Here is a 16,680-nt window from a genome sequence, read left to right on the forward strand (position 1 = left end):
AATGAATGCAATCATCTACTGTCGGGTGAGTACGAAGAAAGATACACAGGAAACATCACTCGAACGTCAGGAAGAAGAACTGTCCAAGCTTGCGCTGGAGTATGGGATGCAGGTGGCATCGGTCATAAAGGATCAGGCAAGTGGTTATGATCTTGACCGGCCAGGCGTCCTCGAGATGCTGGACATAGTAAGGGATCAGTCGATCGATGCGGTATTGATCCAGGATGAGACGAGGATTGGAAGGGGCAATGCGAAGATTGCCCTGATCCATTGCCTGTTGAAAGAAGAGGTCAAAATTATCAGTCAATCCCACAGCGGCGAGCTCCACCTGTCGGACTCCGACTCCATGGTCATCAATATCGTAAGCATGGTGGAGGAATATCAGCGCAAGCTGCATAACCTGAAGATTAAAAGGGGGATGAAAAGGGCAGTTGCGAACGGGTTCCGTCCCCAGAAGAATCTGAAGAACAAAGGGAATATCGAAGGCAGGGAACGAAAGGAAGTCCCCGTCGAAGAAATCGTCAGGCTTCGCAAAAATGAGCTGACATTTGCAGAAATTGCCGCTACTTTGCGTGGGTTTGGCTACGACGTTTCGAAGGCAACCGTTCATCGGCGCTATAAAGAACATATGGACTCCATCGATCAAGCGTAACCCTTGTCATCACCCTTTATATTTAGTAACATGTCGTTATACGTTACCGAAATTAAAGGGGTTTTATAGATGCTTTCAAAAGAAAAAATGAACCGGATCAATGAATTGTCCAAAAAATCCAAGTCTACCGGGCTTTCAGCAGATGAAGCGAAGGAACAGACCAGGTTGAGGAAAGAATATCTTGAGACGTTCCGTCAATCCATGAAAGGGACCATAGAGAATACCAGAATCTTTGATCCTGATGGGAATGAAGTGACGCCCAAGAAAATACAAGATATTCAAAACAAAAAGAAACACTGATTGTAAGTCCATACTGGATCACGCTGCCTTTTAAGCGTGGTCCTTTTTATTACGTCGAATGAATGAGGCAGTGGTGAATTCAGAATGGATATCGGTTTTAACAAAAAGAGAGACGTGGTATCATTCAAGATAGTTGTATAAACAGCCAAAGAAGATTAATATTAAGTAGAGATTGAAAAGGAAGGATGTCTGACATGTTTGATAAAACAGATCAATTAGCAATTAACACAATCCGAACGTTATCGATCGACGCGATCGAAAAGGCAAACTCCGGTCATCCGGGAATGCCGATGGGTGCAGCCCCTATGGCGTATGCCTTATGGACACGTTTCATGAACCATAACCCCAAAAATCCTCATTGGTTTAACCGTGACCGTTTTGTTCTCTCTGCAGGGCATGGGTCAATGCTTTTATACAGCTTGCTTCACCTTTCAGGCTACGATGTTTCCATGGACGACTTGAAGAATTTCCGTCAGTGGGGAAGTAAAACACCTGGACACCCTGAGTATAAACATACAGCAGGTGTAGAAGCTACAACAGGCCCGCTTGGACAAGGAATCGCGATGGCGGTTGGTATGGCTATGGCTGAGAGACATATGGCAGCTACTTATAACAAAGAGGGCCACGACATCATCGATCACTTTACATACTCCATCTGTGGAGACGGAGATTTGATGGAGGGCGTTTCAGCTGAAGCAGCATCACTTGCTGCTCACTTGAAATTGGGCCGATTGGTCGTTCTTTATGATTCAAATGATATTTCCCTTGATGGGGAACTTGACAAATCATTCTCTGAAAGCGTCAAAGGACGTTTCGAATCTTACGGCTGGCAATATGTCCGCGTGGAAGATGGAAATGATCTTGAGGAAATCTCTAAAGCCATTGAAGAAGCACAGGGTGATACAAACCGCCCTACCATGATCGAAGTTAAAACGGTCATCGGCTACGGTGCACCTAATAAATCAGGTAAGTCTGCTGTTCATGGTGCTCCACTAGGGGAAGACGAGATGAAACTCACCAAGGATTACTATAAATGGACGTTCGATCAAGACTTCCATGTTCCAGATGAAGTCTACGCCCGTTTTGAAGAGAAAATCCAACAGGCTGGAAGTGAGAAAGAGGAAGCATGGGCGAAGAAATTCGTAGCATATCAAGATGCTCTTCCAGAACTTTCAGCGCAGCTTGAAACAGCCATCAGAGGCGAATTGGCGGAAGGATGGGATAAAGAAATCCCTGTCTACGAAGAAGGCAGTTCATTGGCAAGTCGTGCTTCTTCAGGAGACGTACTGAATGCCATCGCTAAAAACCTGCCGACGTTCATCGGTGGATCTGCTGACCTTGCAGGTTCAAACAAAACGAACATCAAGGGTGAAGCAGACTTCTCTGCAGAATCGTATGATGGGCGAAACATCTGGTTCGGTGTCCGTGAATTTGCCATGGGTGCGGCTATGAACGGTATGGCCCTTCACGGCGGCCTGCAGGTGTTTGGCGGAACATTCTTTGTGTTCAGTGATTATCTGCGTCCTGCCATCCGTTTGGCGGCTCTGATGGGACTACCGGTCACATACGTATTCACTCATGACAGTATCGCAGTTGGAGAAGATGGACCTACGCATGAGCCTGTAGAACAGCTTGCTTCACTTCGTGCACTTCCGAATCTATCTGTCATCAGACCGGCAGATGGCAACGAAGTAGCGGCTGCGTGGAGGCTTGCTGTTGAGTCCAAAGATCAGCCGACCATGCTTGTCCTTTCACGTCAGAATCTGCCGACCATGAAGTCTTCTGCTGATAAAGCGTATAACGGTGTAAGTAAGGGTGCGTATGTAGCATCTCCGGCTGGTAAGGAACAGCCTGATGCGATTTTGATTGCTACCGGTTCGGAAGTGGGTCTTGCCATGGACGCTCAAAAAGCACTTGAAAAAGACGGGATCAATGCATCGGTTGTCAGCATGCCTTCATGGGACCGTTTCGAAAAACAATCTGCGGAATACAAGGAATCCATCCTTCCGAAGAGCGTGAAGAAACGTCTTGCCATCGAAATGGGCTCTCCACTCGGATGGGACCGTTACGTCGGTGATGAAGGTGACATCCTCGCTATTGACGGATTCGGTGCCTCAGCGCCTGGAGAAAAAGTGATGGAAGAGTACGGATTTACAACAAATAATGTTGTGTCCCGTATTAAAGCCTTACTTCAAAAGTAAAACATCCTGAGCCGGCTCATCCATTGAGCCGGCTTTTTTTAGGTGGTGTACATGATGGAGATCAAATGTGAACATCAAAAAGAGCGGAGTGCCTTCGTCCCCCTGTTGATGCTTGCCGATGAATCAGAAGCTGCAGTAAGAAGTTATCTTGAAGATGGGGAAGTATACAGCTTCTCATGCGATGGAGAAAACGTCGGGATCATGCTCTTAGTGGAATTGGATTCAACCATGATCGAGATAAAAAACATGGCAGTCGTAGCCTCATTCCGTGGAAAGGGGATCGGCCGGCAGATGATCGAGTCGATAGAAAAGAAGGTCAGGAATTCAGGATATCGTACCATCCTTGTAGGGACATCCAATTCGTCCATCGGCAATCTGATGTTCTATCAAAAATGCGGTTTCCGATTCGAAGCCATCAAAAAGGACTTCTTCCTCGACTATCCGCAGCCATTCTATGAAAATGGAATAAGAGGGTTGGACATGGTGATGCTGAAAAAAGAATTGGTATGAAACGGCGATTCGACAAAACTAGTCCATCTTCTCAACAAATTCTGACAACTCCCCTTTCTATGTTTGGGTATACTGAATAGTATAATGGGAGGGGGAGTAACTGTGCGACGCTATCAGGTCTATTGGATTGCAGAGGAGTTTGCCCAGCATTTTTACGGTAGGGAACGGATGTTTCACCAGCTTTTCAACGAAATGGAGAGTTCCACCGGGGAACTGCACACCATCATTTCAAAACAAGTGGAGTATATTACAAGACCGATTCCATACCTCCCGACGAGACGCTTTATACAAAATGAATTACTATCGGTACAAGGTTCCGGTTGGGACGATGATAGAGCCATGATCCTACAGGAGTCATCCGGGGTCTCTCTCGAATTAAAAGAGAGAGCGTTGACGATTCATGCATGGGGTCTGGATGAATCAGAGTATATTTTCTTTGAAATCCTAAGAAGACATATGGGATACTTATTGGCTGTAGACATCCAAAATGAACGTTTTGGATGGTTAAAGCCAATAAAACAAAGAAAATTTATATATTAATTAAGAAATTATGACAGAAATATTGTATAATCTTCTTTGGTTTAGTACACTTTTATAAGGACAACATGAAGGAGGAAGTAATCGTATGTCAACGACCGCTATAGCTATTCTGGTCGGCGTGATCGCACTGCTTGCCGGAGTTGCGCTAGGGTTCTTCATCGCTCGTAAGTACATGATGAGCTATCTTAAGAAAAACCCGCCGATTAACGAACAAATGCTACGCATGATGATGATGCAAATGGGACAGAAACCATCTCAGAAAAAAATCAATCAAATGATGAATGCTATGAACAAAAACATGAAATAATCATCGCTGATATACCAAGGGTTGACTGCACTTCATTTGATGATTTTTATATAGATTGAAGATAATCTTTACAGAAAGGTTAAACCTTCTTCTATTTATTGCATTTGATATGGTTAATCTTTCGTATAATCCAAAAACAACCACTTTTCCTGTGAAAAATTAAGCAGGGGGAGTGGTTTTTTTGTTGCTTTTAGAAGATGTGATTAATAAGTATCTCTATCACTGCCAAGCAAAGGGATATTGAAAGAAGACAATGAAAAATAAGCGTTTTGAATTGAAACAAGCTCAGTGTTACCTTCAAGACAAAAGAGGGATATTGAGCCTTGATAGTGTAACCGTGCATGATTTAAGGGCTTATGTAAGGTTCAAGGTTCAAATTGGTTTAAAACTGCAAAGTACTGTGACTCTGTTCAAGGTAATAAGGGCGTTTTTTTCTTGGTGTGAGAAAGAGGAATATATTAGAGTAAACCCATCTATTAAAGTTGAGTTACCTAAAGTACCGAAAAGGATAGTTGAAGTACTTACTACTGATGAAGTTTATAGGATGATTAACGCTTTTTCTTATAGACCTATTTAGAGGCAAGAAACAGAGCAGTGTTATCTATGATGACTGATCTTGGATTAAGGGCTATGGAAATCGTTAAATCTCTATATCCATTCTTCACTCTAATCTTATGGATCCATTTCTGAATTTCACCTGGTAGCTTTTCTCGGGTAGTGTTGATATCCGTAAACTGAGTTACACCAAACCCAACGACTTCATACTTGAAATCCACTGTGAATCGAAAATTTTCACCCATTTCAAATTATTAAAACGTATAGTGTCATAAGTATTATCTCAAGTTTATCATTAAAATATTCTTTTGCGACTATTTGGACAATTATCCCTTAAATAGTGTTAGTCTTACAATGTTACAAAATAATACAAAAAGAGGAGAGGATTGTAGAATGGGAAAGAAGCTAGTCAAGTTTTTGTTTATCTTCGCTTTAGTAGGTAGTGGGTTCTTCGGCGTTGTTGGGAGCAAAGCCGAAGCAGCAAGCAGCAATGGAGGTTACATTAAGACAAATGGTGGTAAATGTACAGTCCGTTTATATTCGGATTACTACACTTATTCCAAAACAGCATCCACTGTTGACGCTTGGGCAACCGCATCAGGAACATGTAACACTATGTATTATACAATGAGAATCAAATATGGCGATTCTGGACATAACGCAGGCACGCAGATCCATACGGGAAGCTTCAGCTTCCAATCCCCTGCAAAGGCATTCTCGATTAGTAGAATTGGTAAAGCAGAACCGTCCAATACTTACAGAGTATGGATCGATGTTTACTCTAACTCAGCTAAAACTAACAAGATTGGTTCAACAGATACAAAAGTGATTATTAATCGCTAAATAGATAGTAAATACCCTCAACCATGAGGGTATTTTTTTTGGACTTATTTAGTGGGAACCTTGAAATAGTAGTGATAATAATTTTTATCTATTTTTCATACAATTTTACGGAAATGTGTATAATGATTTATTTTAAGTAATTAAATTAACCTTTATATAATAGCAATGGTGAGAGTGAGTATGGAAAAATCAGTCTAAATATTCATGCTGATTTATATTAGTTTATTTTTGATAATTAAAACATTTTGACTTCTTTATTATTCTAGAATCGTGTCTTGTAATGGAGGCGACAACATAAGCGAGCACAGAATGATACGGAAAGAACTCCCAGATGTAATGGGACCGATTCATGTAAAATCCTTTCTGGGAATTGGAAAAAAGCAAACTTACGAAATGATGAGAATCTACCTTAGGAGCTAATACCCAAACATGTACAAGAGGTCCAGGGGATTGGTAGGAGACAGGTTTATGAGTTAATAGGTGATGCACCATTTCCTGTAGTTAAAGTCGGCAAACTATATAAAGTGTCAAAGAAAGTATTCTTAGATTGGTTGGATGGAAAGGAAAATGAATCAGATGAAAATTGAAGATTTACCGGAAGTATTAACAACCAAGTATATACAAGAGATATTAGGAATGAGTAGGCGTGGTGCTTATGATTTCATGGAAAAACCACCGTTTCATGTAGCGAGAACAGGACGACTTTATAAAGTATCAAAACTGGTGTTTCTTAAATGGTTGGAAGGTGAATCAAATGATTGATGTAAAAGTAAACCAGGAAGAAGTAAAAGAAATCTATCTAGATGAATTAAAGAAGGCTATTGAGGAAGCAGAGAAGGAGGCAATATTCTGGGATACTAAGGAACTAGTAAGGCAAACTAAATTTTCTCTAAGTACGATTCAAAAAACATTCTTTGATGAAGAAGGTTTCGCTAAATATAAACTTGGTGGTAAGTGGATGTTCTAGCTGAAAAGACAAGGGAGTTTCTTTTGGAATGGATATAGAGGCAATCTAGATATTAATAGAAGAAAGATTAACCGAAATAAAGCTAGTACCTTGATTCTTAATGGACACTTACCTACTTCCATGGTATATTCTTTAAAATAGGAAAAGTGACTTTGGATTCCTTATTAATGTTGATTTAACAATATTTGATGCAAATGGGACAGAAACCGTCTCAGAAAAAAATCAATCAAATGATGAATGCTATGAACAAAAACATGAAATAATCATCCCTGTTCGATGGGACTGAGATAAATCATTTCGCTACGTTTTATTGGAGAGTAAGACTTTTCTACTGGAATTGCTGTCAGATTGGTTTATCCGTTTTATCGCAAAAAGCCACTTTCCATCGGGAAGTGGCTTTTTTGAGGGAAGGAAAGGTGAAGGTTCTCTAAAATGATGGATTTCACAAATTAGGATGAATATCATTCTTCAACCAATTTGATTTGTGGTAAACTATAGTCCGGAGGTTGTTGTATGAAAAAATGGATGATTGCTTCACTTTCACTATTGATCTTCGCATCAGGATGCGCGAATAAGCCTTCTGAAGTTATTAATGATGAAACACTTGAAGCACAAAGCAAGGCAGCCGGTAAGGCGAGAGAATATTTAACCTATAAAATTGATCAAGAAAAAAAGTCCGTCAATCGCGGACTGATCACGCAGACGGTGAATAACCGCAGCGATATGGATGAAATTGAAACGGGCTTGATGTCTCAGTCGATTAAATACTTTCCCCCCGATAAAGTGAACTATCAGGAAGGTCAATACCTGACCGGCATCAAGGATTGGATCAAACGTAAGTCTTCTTCAAATAAAACAGGTTTGAATCCTGAATTGGAGATAAAGGACGGTATGGGATGGGAGGAGCAGGTGAAGCTCGAAAAGGACAATCCTGCCTATCTTGCTTACATACATGAACAAAACTACGTAGATTCTGATGGAAAGATTCAAGGGATTTCCTTGGGACTAGCCATGAATTCGGTCGATTATATCAGGGTGCAGGACAGTCAAAAGCTTATGCACTTTGACGAAAAGCAAATCAGTTCAAAAGAAATGGCTGCATACGGGAAAAAGGCAGCCGAAACGATCGTGAAGCGAATCAGGAAAAACTCGAAACTAAAAGATGTTCCTATTATGATTTCCCTTTATAAACTCCAGCCGACCAATAGCGTCGTGCCCGGAAATTACTTCACCACGGCATTTATCGATGGCAACGACAACTCCATCAAGAAGTGGAGTGACCTCGATGAAGAATATTATTACTTCCCAAGTGACAAAGGGGAAGAGAAAAACCGGGACCTGGCGAAGAACCTGTTGAACCTTGAAGATGAGGTAGCCAAGTACTTCTCGCACCAAGATATCAAACTTGTCGGTAAAGCCCTGTACTCCAATGATTCAATCAATAAGCTTGTGATCGAGGTGAACACAGGTATGGTCAAAGAGGCAGAACTGATCGGATTTTCCCAAGTGTTCGGCACTGAAATCGTCGATTATTTCCCTAATATCCCTGTGTATGTGTACGTTAAAACACCTAAAGGGGTCAAGGCCACGATGGTAAAAGAAGTGGACCAGGAACCGTTCGTCGACATTCAATGAGCATCTCTTCGGAGGTGCTTTTTTTGCGCTGTAATCCGTGGTGATTTCTTTTGAAATGGCTGTTTTTTTCGTTTATTACTGCCTGAGTATTTGGTAAAATAAAGAGTCTTAAGAAAATTATGGGGGAGTAGATATGAGGGTATTTTTAGATTTAAAGTGGTTTTTTCTCCAAGAGAAAAAGTCATATATCACCGGGATTTTGATCCTTTTGATGGTAGCCTTCCTGCAGTTGATCCCACCCAAAGTCGTCGGGATCGTCGTGGACGGGATCAAGGACGGTACCCTGACGCGTTCCGATATGATAAGGTGGATGCTGCTTCTTGCGGGAACGGCAGTGGCTATGTACGGGTTGAGATATGTGTGGAGAATCATGATATTCGGTTCAGCGAATCGACTTTCAAAGCTTCTCAGGAACAAGCTTTATCACCATTTTACGAGGATGGCTCCTTCGTTTTTTCAGAAAAGGCGTGTTGGAGACCTTATGGCTCATGCCACCAACGATTTGCAAGCCATCCAGCAAACGGCCGGTTCGGGCGTATTGACCCTGGTTGATTCCTTGTCAACAGGTGGATTCGTCATCATCGCCATGGCCTTCACGATCAGTTGGAAACTCACGCTGATAGCATTGATCCCAATGCCCTTCATGGCCATATTGACAAGTTACTATGGAACGCTTCTTCATAAACGCTTCCATAAGGCACAGGAAGCGTTCTCATCACTGAATGATAAGACTCAGGAAAGTGTGACTGGAGTCAAGGTGTTGAAGACGTTTGGTCAAGAAAAAGAGGATATCCAATCCTTTAAGCGTGAGTCGGAAGACGTCGTGCAAAAAAATATGAGTGTGGCAAGGGTAGACTCATTGTTCGATCCCACCATTTCCATCATTGTAGGTCTTTCGTTTTTCCTTTCCATTGTATTCGGATCGAGGTTTGTGCTGAGCGGTGAACTGACGATAGGAGAGCTCATATCATTCACAACCTATCTTGGTTTGCTCATTTGGCCGATGCTTGCATTTGGTTGGTTATTCAATATCGTCGAGCGTGGGAGGGCTTCCTACGACCGGGTGTCGAGATTATTGGGGGAAGAAGTCGAAATTGCAGATGGAACGGTTAGGGAGCAGCCGAAAGGTGATATCGAATTTACCATCGGATCATTCGCTTTTCCAGGAGAAAAGCACCCCGCTCTTAAAGATATCCACTTTACTTTGGCAAAGGGCGAAACCCTCGGGGTGGTCGGAAAAACCGGATCAGGAAAAACATCTCTTCTGAAACTTCTACTCAGGGAATTCGAAGGCTATTCCGGAGAAGTTCACTTTGCAGGTCTACCAATTACAGCGTATACGCTTGACTCATTACGGCAATCGATTGGATATGTTCCTCAGGATCACTTCTTGTTCTCTGCGACGATCAAGGAAAATATCGCCTTCACTGATCCGCTGTCATCCATGGATAAGGTGAAACGAGCCGCAGAGTCTGCCCAGATCCATCATGATATAGAAGGGTTCTCTCAAGGGTACGATACCGTTGTCGGAGAAAGGGGAGTCTCACTTTCAGGAGGACAAAAACAGCGGATATCCATCGCCCGGGCGTTGCTGATGGAACCGGAATTGTTGATACTCGACGATTCCCTCTCTGCTGTCGATGCGAAGACGGAAGAAGCCATCCTTACTTCACTGAGGAAAGAACGTGAAGGAAAGACCACCATCATCACCTCCCATCGCCTGAGCGCCATCGTTCATGCCGATCTGATTTTGGTCATGGATGGAGGGGCGGTGATCCAAAGGGGGAGACACGAAGAGCTGATGGTGGAAGACGGCTGGTACAAGGAGATGTATCTCCGTCAGCAATTAGAGGATATTGTAGAATATGGAGGGTGAGCAGATGGAACCGATACCTGCACTTAGCCCCAAGGATCAGCGAAAGATCTTTTTCCGCCTGATGGGGTATGCAACGCCGCATCGAAAGACGATTTATTTGGCTTTCTTTTTACTCTTATTAACAACAATCGGGGATGTGTTCGGTCCCATTCTCATAAAGGTATTCATCGATGACTATCTGACACCGGGAGTTTTCCCATATGGCCCACTAGTAGCCCTGGGCACGGGTTATCTCCTCATTCAACTGGGGAACGTCGTGGTCTCTTACTTTCAACTGCTGAAGTTCCAAGAAATCGCCCTCAAGATCATCCAGCAGCTAAGGGTCGATGTGTTCACCAAAGTCCAAGGCCTCGGGATGAGATATTTTGATCATACTCCTGCAGGCAGCATTGTCTCGAGGGTCACCAATGATACGGAAGCGATAAAGGATATGTTCGTAAGCGTCCTCGCTTCTTTCATCCAGGGAGGATTCTTGATCATCGGTATCTTCATTGCCATGTTTGTCCTCAATGCAAAGCTCGCAGTCTTTTGTTTGTTCATCCTCCCTGTATTGATCTGGATCATGAGCCTGTACAGGAAGTATAGCTCCGTATTTTATCAAGATATGAGGGAGAGACTGAGCCAGTTGAACGCAAAGCTGAGTGAATCTCTCTCCGGGATGTCCATCATTCAAATATTCAGGCAGGAAAAGCGGATGAGGGAAGAATTCGGAGAAACCAATGAACAGCACTTCAATGCGAATATGAGAAATATCAAAGTGGATGGTCTTCTTCTGAGACCGGCTATCGACCTGGTATATGCAGCGGCCCTGATGGTGGTATTGACCTATTTCGGGGTGGCCTCATGGGATCGTCCGATTGAAATCGGGGTTTTGTATGCATTTGTGAACTATCTGGATCGTTTCTTTGAACCCGTCAACCAGATCATGATGAGGCTCAGTCTGTTCCAGCAGGCCATCATCGCCTCGAACAGGGTGTTCACCCTTCTGGATGAACAAGAATTGAATCCTTCCCAGGGAAAAGACGGGCAATCGTTGAAAATCGGCGATGGGAAGATTGTGTTTGATAACGTATCTTTCTCGTATGACGGGAAGCAGGATGTGTTGAAGAACATCTCGTTTACAGCAAACCCTGGGGAAACTGTAGCCCTCGTCGGTCATACGGGAAGTGGAAAGAGCTCGATTATCAATCTTTTGATGAGATTCTATGAATTCGAGCGGGGAAGGATCTTGATTGACGGAGAGAGCATCAAGTCATACCCCGTTCAAGAAATAAGAAGAAAGCTCGGGCTCGTCTTACAAGATCCGTTTCTATTCTATGGTGATGTGAAAACGAATATCCGGTTGTACAATGAGCAATTAAGTGATGAAGAGGTAAAAGCGGCAGCGGAATTCGTCCAGGCAGACAGCTTTATCCGAAACCTACCTCAGGGGTATGATGATCCTGTGGTGGAAAGAGGCTCGACGTTCTCAAGCGGTCAGCGGCAGCTTATCGCCTTTGCACGCACGATTGCCACCAAACCGAAAATCCTTATATTGGATGAAGCGACGGCGAATATTGATACGGAAACGGAAGAAGCCATCCAGGGAGCACTCTCCAAGATGAGAGAAGGACGCACGACCATTGCCATTGCCCACAGACTCTCCACTATTCAAGATGCCGATCTGATCCTTGTCCTCCATAAAGGGGAGATCGTCGAGAGGGGTACCCATAAGGAATTACTGGACCGCAGGGGAATCTATCACAAAATGTATCTGCTCCAGAATGGGATGGTTGAAGGAATGGAAGATGCCATGATCTGATGGGATTCAAACAGGCAGCCCTTTCGGGGCTGCCTGTTTTTTTCGTATATTAGAATACTATTAATCAAAAATTTTAATAGGGATGGCCGGCTCAATGAAGGACAACAGCATTTTTTATGTATTGCGCATTATAACGGTTCAAGAGGCGATCGAGTTCCTGGCTGAACTGGATGGCTTGAGGAGACGTCAATCCATTCTCGGCGACGATGGCAATGAGTTGGGCGCGTTTGAGTTCAATTCGATCAAGTAGCTCTTTTTTAGACACGGCTGTTTCCTTTCTTTTGTATAACCTGACAAGGTCTATACAAAACTAGTAATAACTGTAACTTTTTTATTAGTATATCGAAAAACGAAGTTTTTTCAAAGTAAAAATTCGTTTTTATTAAAAAGATAAGAGTCTTTAATGTTTTTGTTAACAATGCTTGTTCCCTGTAATCATACCGACATAAACCTTTCACATGAACATTTCTCATAAAGTTCATTTTTGTCTGATAGAATAGAAATATAAAATAAATATAAGGGGGATGTCAACTTGTCTGATGTAAATATTTTTCTTGCGTTCGGCGCGGGGGTCCTTAGCTTCATTTCCCCGTGCTGCCTTCCGCTCTATCCGGCTTTTCTATCATACATAACCGGAATGAGTGTAAGCGAGCTGAAAGCCGAAAACGCCATGCTTCAAAAAAGGAGCCTGCTCCATACACTGTTCTTCTTGATCGGCTTTTCCGTTATCTTCATCGCCATCGGATTCACTTCTTCATTTGTCAGTGGTTTCTTCACTCAATATCAGGACCTCATCCGGCAAATCGGTGCGATCTTTATTGTGATTTTCGGTTTGATGGTGATCGGTGTATTCAAGCCTGAGAGTCTGATGAAGGAAAGACGATTTGAATTCAAGAATCGTCCTGCCGGTTTTTTAGGGTCGATCTTGATCGGGATGGCGTTTGCTGCCGGCTGGACACCGTGCACGGGACCAATCCTAGCTTCTGTTATCGCGCTGGCGTCGAGCAATCCTGGGTCGGGTATGATTTATATGCTGGCCTACGTTCTGGGTTTTGCCATCCCGTTCTTCGTTTTATCATTCTTCTTGGGGAAAATGCAGTGGATCAGAAGAAATACCGGCCGGATTATGAAAATCGGCGGATACATCATGATTGTCGTGGGGGTCATGCTATTCTTCGATTGGATGACCAGACTTCTTGGATATCTGATTTACGTCTTTGATTTCACAGGCTTCTAATCCTTTCCAATCTATGATATAGTGAAAGCGATAAATTCCAATAAGTTACACATTTAGATAGAACAAGGAAGAGAGGGGGGCGAAACGTGGCGGGCATTCTGATTGTGGACGATGCAAAGTTCATGAGGGTCACCTTGGGGAATATGGTACGCTCCGGAGGACATGTCGTGGTGGGGGAAGCAGAGAACGGACTCGAGGCGGTAGAGAAGTTCAAGGATCTTCAACCCGATCTTGTCACCATGGATGTCACAATGCCGGAGATGGACGGGATTCAAGCAGTGAAACGGATCATTGATGACTATCCAGGTGCTGTGATTATCATGTGTTCTGCCATGGGTCAACAACGTGTAGTAATGGACGCAATCGAGGCCGGGGCAAAAGACTTCATCGTCAAGCCCTTTGAAGAGAGCAGGGTCTTAGAAGCAATAGGGCGCATACTTTCGTAAGGGTTTACATAAAATACGGCTGAAGTGTTTTCGTTTTATGGAAGAATCATGTTATACTGATGATAAGCTAGAAAGTAGAAGATAAAGGATGATGATGGTTATGGTGATTGCTTCATCCATAGCAGCGATTATTATGGGGTTCATGGTGATCTTTATCCGCACGAAAGCCCAAAAGAAACCAGTAAGCGCAAAAAAAATCATATTGCCTCCGGTGTTCATGAGTACAGGGGCCCTTATGTTCATATCCCCCTTCTTCAGGGTTCATCCTCCTCAAATCATAGAGGCGCTGTTTGTAGGAATGGTTTTCTCCATCCTATTGATCAAAACGTCCAAATTTGAGATCAGGGATGATGATATTTACCTTAAGCGGTCAAAGGCATTCGCATTTATTTTAATCGGGTTGCTGATTATCAGGATTGTCGGTAAAGTCTTATTGAGCACCTCCATCGACTATGGGGAATTAAGCGGTATGTTCTGGATCCTCGCATTCGGAATGATCGTGCCGTGGCGCATAGTGATGTATATCCAATATAAGAAGATCCATCAGGAACACCAGAGCTTTTCAACGATTTAAAAAAAAGGCTGTCGCAACCAGATGCGACAGCCTTTTTTTCATTTTCTGTCCTTCTTGATCTTTCGGTAGAAGAAGATTCCACCAGAAGTGAGAATGAGCAAATAAAGTAAAATCGGTAGTAGAAGGATCGGGCCTATATTCAAAACAGATGCCTGTATGGAGATGCATCGATTTCCATTTCATCCAGTTTCTTCAGAAGGAATTTATGATCCCTTTTCGGTGTCGCCATAATATATCCCTTGATGATCAGATCCTCCGATATATCTTCTGCATGTTCTGAAACGGCTAGTTCCCCGATCTTGCCAGCTATTTTATGCTTCGCCACATCTCGGAACAACTCAGGTACCGGAGTGACGAGTTCATTGAGCATTTTCTTCCCATCATCATTCCATAGATGAATCGTTTCATTCACATAATGCTCTTCCCAGTCCATATCCGACTTTCCATCTTCCTTAGGAAAACGTTTAAGGAATTTTCTGAACATGAAGAATCCCCCGATGGCAAATGAGGCTGTGAGAAATACGACCCAAAACAAAATAAAGTAGAGAAACCATCCTTCAAGCACGTGATCACCTCAACATTTTGTGTATTCCCTTACATTATTATAATCAAGCTGGTGAAATGTGACAAGATGATGCGCAAAATTCGACGAATTGTATGATGTTCTCAATAAGAAATGATATACTGATGATAGCGTTCATGTAAATTCTTTCTATTAATGACATTTTTTAATTTACGAAGTGTTAGGAGAAGGGGTCGTTCTGTGATGAGGTATCGGGGAAGGGTATCAATGACATTGATCGGAATCATCTTCATTCTTATATGGGATATTGTTTACTATATCGAGATGAATCTGCAGATGGATGCGGTATTGAATATCATGTCCTCATGCATCTTATTAATCGTCTTGTATTGGGTGGGAGGTTATCTGGATAAGAAATCAGAGAAAATAGCATCCTATAAAGATAGTAAAGATGAGATGAAGATCATCAATGAAGAGATGCAGCATGTGCTTCAAAGCATTGAAGAAGTTGTTTTTCATACAGACGCAAAGGGGTGCTTTCAATTCCTAAACCGATCCTGGGCAGAATTCAGCGGATATTCGGTGAAGGAAAGCCTACAGAAAAATGCCCTTCACTTTATTTCCTTGCATGAGAGACATGAAGTGTTGCGAATGATCAGACAGCATATCGATCAGGGCAAACCAAAATTCAAAATGGATTTTTCCTATCAGAAGCGCGATGGAACACAACGCTGGGGAGAAATGAACATCAAGCTGAACTATGATCAGGCAGGCAGGCTTGTGGGGACGGTGGGAACGATTTCCGACGTGACAGATCGCATCCATACGGAAGAAGAGTTGAAGGAGCTGAATGAAACACTGGCCATTGAATCGCAAAAGCTTTCAGTAGCCGGTCAGCTTGCTGCGGGCATCGCCCACGAAGTGAGGAATCCCCTTACTTCCATTAACGGATTTCTACAGCTTATAAGGGATGATGCAGATGAAAAGACGAAAGATTATCTTGAAATCATCTTTTCGGAAATCAAGCGAATCGAATTGGTCCTGAGTGAGTTACTGATCCTCGCAAAGCCCCAGACCGTTTCATATCGCCATATTGATGTCAAAGAAACGCTTGTGCATGTGCAGAAACTGTTGAATACCAATGCCATCCTCTATAACATCGATATTCGAACGGAATTTTCACCTGACGATCTCTTTATTAAAGGGGATGAAAACCAGTTGAAGCAAGTGTTCATCAACCTGATAAAAAATGGGATTGAATCCATGCCCAGGGGAGGGACCATAACCCTTAAAGGGCTTCTGAACAAACACAATAAGGTCGTATTGACGTTTGAGGACCAGGGTGTGGGGATGAAGCGGGATATCCTCGATAAGCTCGGGGAACCTTTTTTCACAACCAAAACGAAGGGGACTGGGCTGGGTTTGACGATCTGCCTCAGGATCTTGAGGGATCACCGGGCTGATGTCAGGGTGAACAGTGAGCCGGGAGAAGGAACAAAATTTTTCCTATCCTTTGAATCCGCAGGCCCTCCCACTCGAAAAAAGCGTGAAAAATCTGATGCTCAGGCATCTGTGCGGTGAAAATAAGCATAGGAAAAAGGTCACTCTTAAACCCCGGTATGAATTGAATATTCTTAAAATTATAACTTTGGAGAAATTAGGAAATATTCCTTTACTTCAGCTCTGACCCCATGATACTATACATTTTGTGGA

General features: G+C 42.9%; 19 protein-coding genes and 1 pseudogene. 18 read left to right on the forward strand and 2 right to left on the reverse strand.

The window, feature by feature from the left end; translation table 11 throughout:
- Position 1: 1 nt before the first annotated feature.
- The 14 genes and pseudogenes from K6T23_RS10660 to K6T23_RS10730 all read left to right on the forward strand — a co-directional run bounded on the left by K6T23_RS10660 (position 2) and on the right by K6T23_RS10730 (position 12,187).
- Positions 2-652, forward strand: coding sequence for a YneB family resolvase-like protein (locus K6T23_RS10660; RefSeq protein WP_238284298.1), 651 nt, complete (start codon positions 2-4; stop codon positions 650-652).
- Between the two features lie 69 nt (positions 653-721).
- On the forward strand, positions 722-952 hold the full coding sequence (locus tag K6T23_RS10665; RefSeq protein ID WP_053427194.1) for a DUF896 domain-containing protein: 231 nt from the start codon (positions 722-724) through the stop codon (positions 950-952).
- Between the two features lie 194 nt (positions 953-1,146).
- Positions 1,147-3,153, forward strand: a complete 2,007-nt coding sequence (gene tkt, locus K6T23_RS10670; RefSeq protein ID WP_148985332.1) for a transketolase — start codon at positions 1,147-1,149, stop codon at positions 3,151-3,153.
- A gap of 51 nt (positions 3,154-3,204) precedes the next feature.
- Positions 3,205-3,663, forward strand: coding sequence for a GNAT family N-acetyltransferase (locus K6T23_RS10675; RefSeq protein ID WP_238284299.1), 459 nt, complete (start codon positions 3,205-3,207; stop codon positions 3,661-3,663).
- Positions 3,664-3,765: 102 nt separating this feature from the next.
- Entirely contained in the window at positions 3,766-4,203 is a 438-nt protein-coding gene (sirA, locus tag K6T23_RS10680) for a sporulation inhibitor of replication protein SirA (RefSeq protein ID WP_238284300.1), read from the forward strand.
- 85 nt (positions 4,204-4,288) lie between these two features.
- Positions 4,289-4,510 (forward strand): YneF family protein, encoded by a 222-nt coding sequence (locus tag K6T23_RS10685; protein WP_048003937.1) that lies wholly within the window; start codon positions 4,289-4,291, stop codon positions 4,508-4,510.
- Between the two features lie 253 nt (positions 4,511-4,763).
- Positions 4,764-5,087 (forward strand): hypothetical protein, encoded by a 324-nt coding sequence (locus K6T23_RS10690; protein ID WP_337946937.1) that lies wholly within the window; start codon positions 4,764-4,766, stop codon positions 5,085-5,087.
- A gap of 371 nt (positions 5,088-5,458) precedes the next feature.
- Complete coding sequence (locus tag K6T23_RS10695) at positions 5,459-5,908, forward strand: hypothetical protein (protein WP_238284302.1); 450 nt, start codon at positions 5,459-5,461, stop codon at positions 5,906-5,908.
- Positions 5,909-6,484: 576 nt separating this feature from the next.
- Positions 6,485-6,670 (forward strand): MerR family transcriptional regulator, encoded by a 186-nt coding sequence (locus K6T23_RS10705; RefSeq protein WP_238284303.1) that lies wholly within the window; start codon positions 6,485-6,487, stop codon positions 6,668-6,670.
- Positions 6,663-6,875 (forward strand): hypothetical protein, encoded by a 213-nt coding sequence (locus K6T23_RS10710; RefSeq protein ID WP_238284304.1) that lies wholly within the window; start codon positions 6,663-6,665, stop codon positions 6,873-6,875. The genes K6T23_RS10705 and K6T23_RS10710 overlap by 8 nt, the downstream gene beginning before the upstream one ends.
- A gap of 185 nt (positions 6,876-7,060) precedes the next feature.
- A pseudogene (locus K6T23_RS10715) lies at positions 7,061-7,138 on the forward strand (YneF family protein); the annotation flags it as partial.
- Positions 7,139-7,388: 250 nt separating this feature from the next.
- Positions 7,389-8,510, forward strand: a complete 1,122-nt coding sequence (locus K6T23_RS10720; RefSeq protein ID WP_238284305.1) for a CamS family sex pheromone protein — start codon at positions 7,389-7,391, stop codon at positions 8,508-8,510.
- 133 nt (positions 8,511-8,643) lie between these two features.
- The gene (locus tag K6T23_RS10725) at positions 8,644-10,386 is read left to right on the forward strand and encodes an ABC transporter transmembrane domain-containing protein (RefSeq protein ID WP_238284306.1); all 1,743 of its coding nucleotides are present in this window, start codon (positions 8,644-8,646) and stop codon (positions 10,384-10,386) included.
- Positions 10,387-10,390: 4 nt separating this feature from the next.
- A complete protein-coding gene (locus K6T23_RS10730; protein WP_238284307.1) occupies positions 10,391-12,187 on the forward strand; it encodes an ABC transporter ATP-binding protein in 1,797 nt (598 codons plus the stop codon).
- Positions 12,188-12,278: 91 nt separating this feature from the next.
- Here K6T23_RS10730 and K6T23_RS10735 read toward each other — a convergent pair whose 3' ends face one another.
- Positions 12,279-12,452 carry an aspartyl-phosphate phosphatase Spo0E family protein gene (locus tag K6T23_RS10735; RefSeq protein ID WP_079516015.1) on the reverse strand — a complete coding sequence of 58 codons (174 nt, stop codon included), beginning with the start codon at positions 12,450-12,452 and terminating at the stop codon, positions 12,279-12,281.
- 267 nt (positions 12,453-12,719) lie between these two features.
- On the opposite strand from K6T23_RS10735, the gene K6T23_RS10740 reads away from it, so the two are divergent.
- The 3 genes from K6T23_RS10740 to K6T23_RS10750 all read left to right on the forward strand — a co-directional run bounded on the left by K6T23_RS10740 (position 12,720) and on the right by K6T23_RS10750 (position 14,444).
- On the forward strand, positions 12,720-13,424 hold the full coding sequence (locus K6T23_RS10740; protein WP_238284308.1) for a cytochrome c biogenesis CcdA family protein: 705 nt from the start codon (positions 12,720-12,722) through the stop codon (positions 13,422-13,424).
- Positions 13,425-13,510: 86 nt separating this feature from the next.
- Positions 13,511-13,870, forward strand: a complete 360-nt coding sequence (locus K6T23_RS10745; RefSeq protein WP_056536912.1) for a response regulator — start codon at positions 13,511-13,513, stop codon at positions 13,868-13,870.
- 94 nt (positions 13,871-13,964) lie between these two features.
- Entirely contained in the window at positions 13,965-14,444 is a 480-nt protein-coding gene (locus K6T23_RS10750) for a CcdC family protein (RefSeq protein WP_238284415.1), read from the forward strand.
- A gap of 139 nt (positions 14,445-14,583) precedes the next feature.
- On the opposite strand, the gene K6T23_RS10755 is transcribed toward K6T23_RS10750, so the two are convergent.
- Complete coding sequence (locus K6T23_RS10755; protein ID WP_053427186.1) at positions 14,584-15,009, reverse strand: DUF2621 domain-containing protein; 426 nt, start codon at positions 15,007-15,009, stop codon at positions 14,584-14,586.
- A gap of 225 nt (positions 15,010-15,234) precedes the next feature.
- Here K6T23_RS10755 and K6T23_RS10760 point away from each other — a divergent pair, with 225 nt between their 5' ends.
- Entirely contained in the window at positions 15,235-16,548 is a 1,314-nt protein-coding gene (locus K6T23_RS10760) for an ATP-binding protein (RefSeq protein WP_238284309.1), read from the forward strand.
- The last annotated feature ends 132 nt before the right edge of the window (positions 16,549-16,680 follow it).

This window comes from Rossellomorea marisflavi (assembly GCF_022170785.1).
Classification (GTDB): domain Bacteria; phylum Bacillota; class Bacilli; order Bacillales; family Bacillaceae_B; genus Rossellomorea; species Rossellomorea marisflavi_B.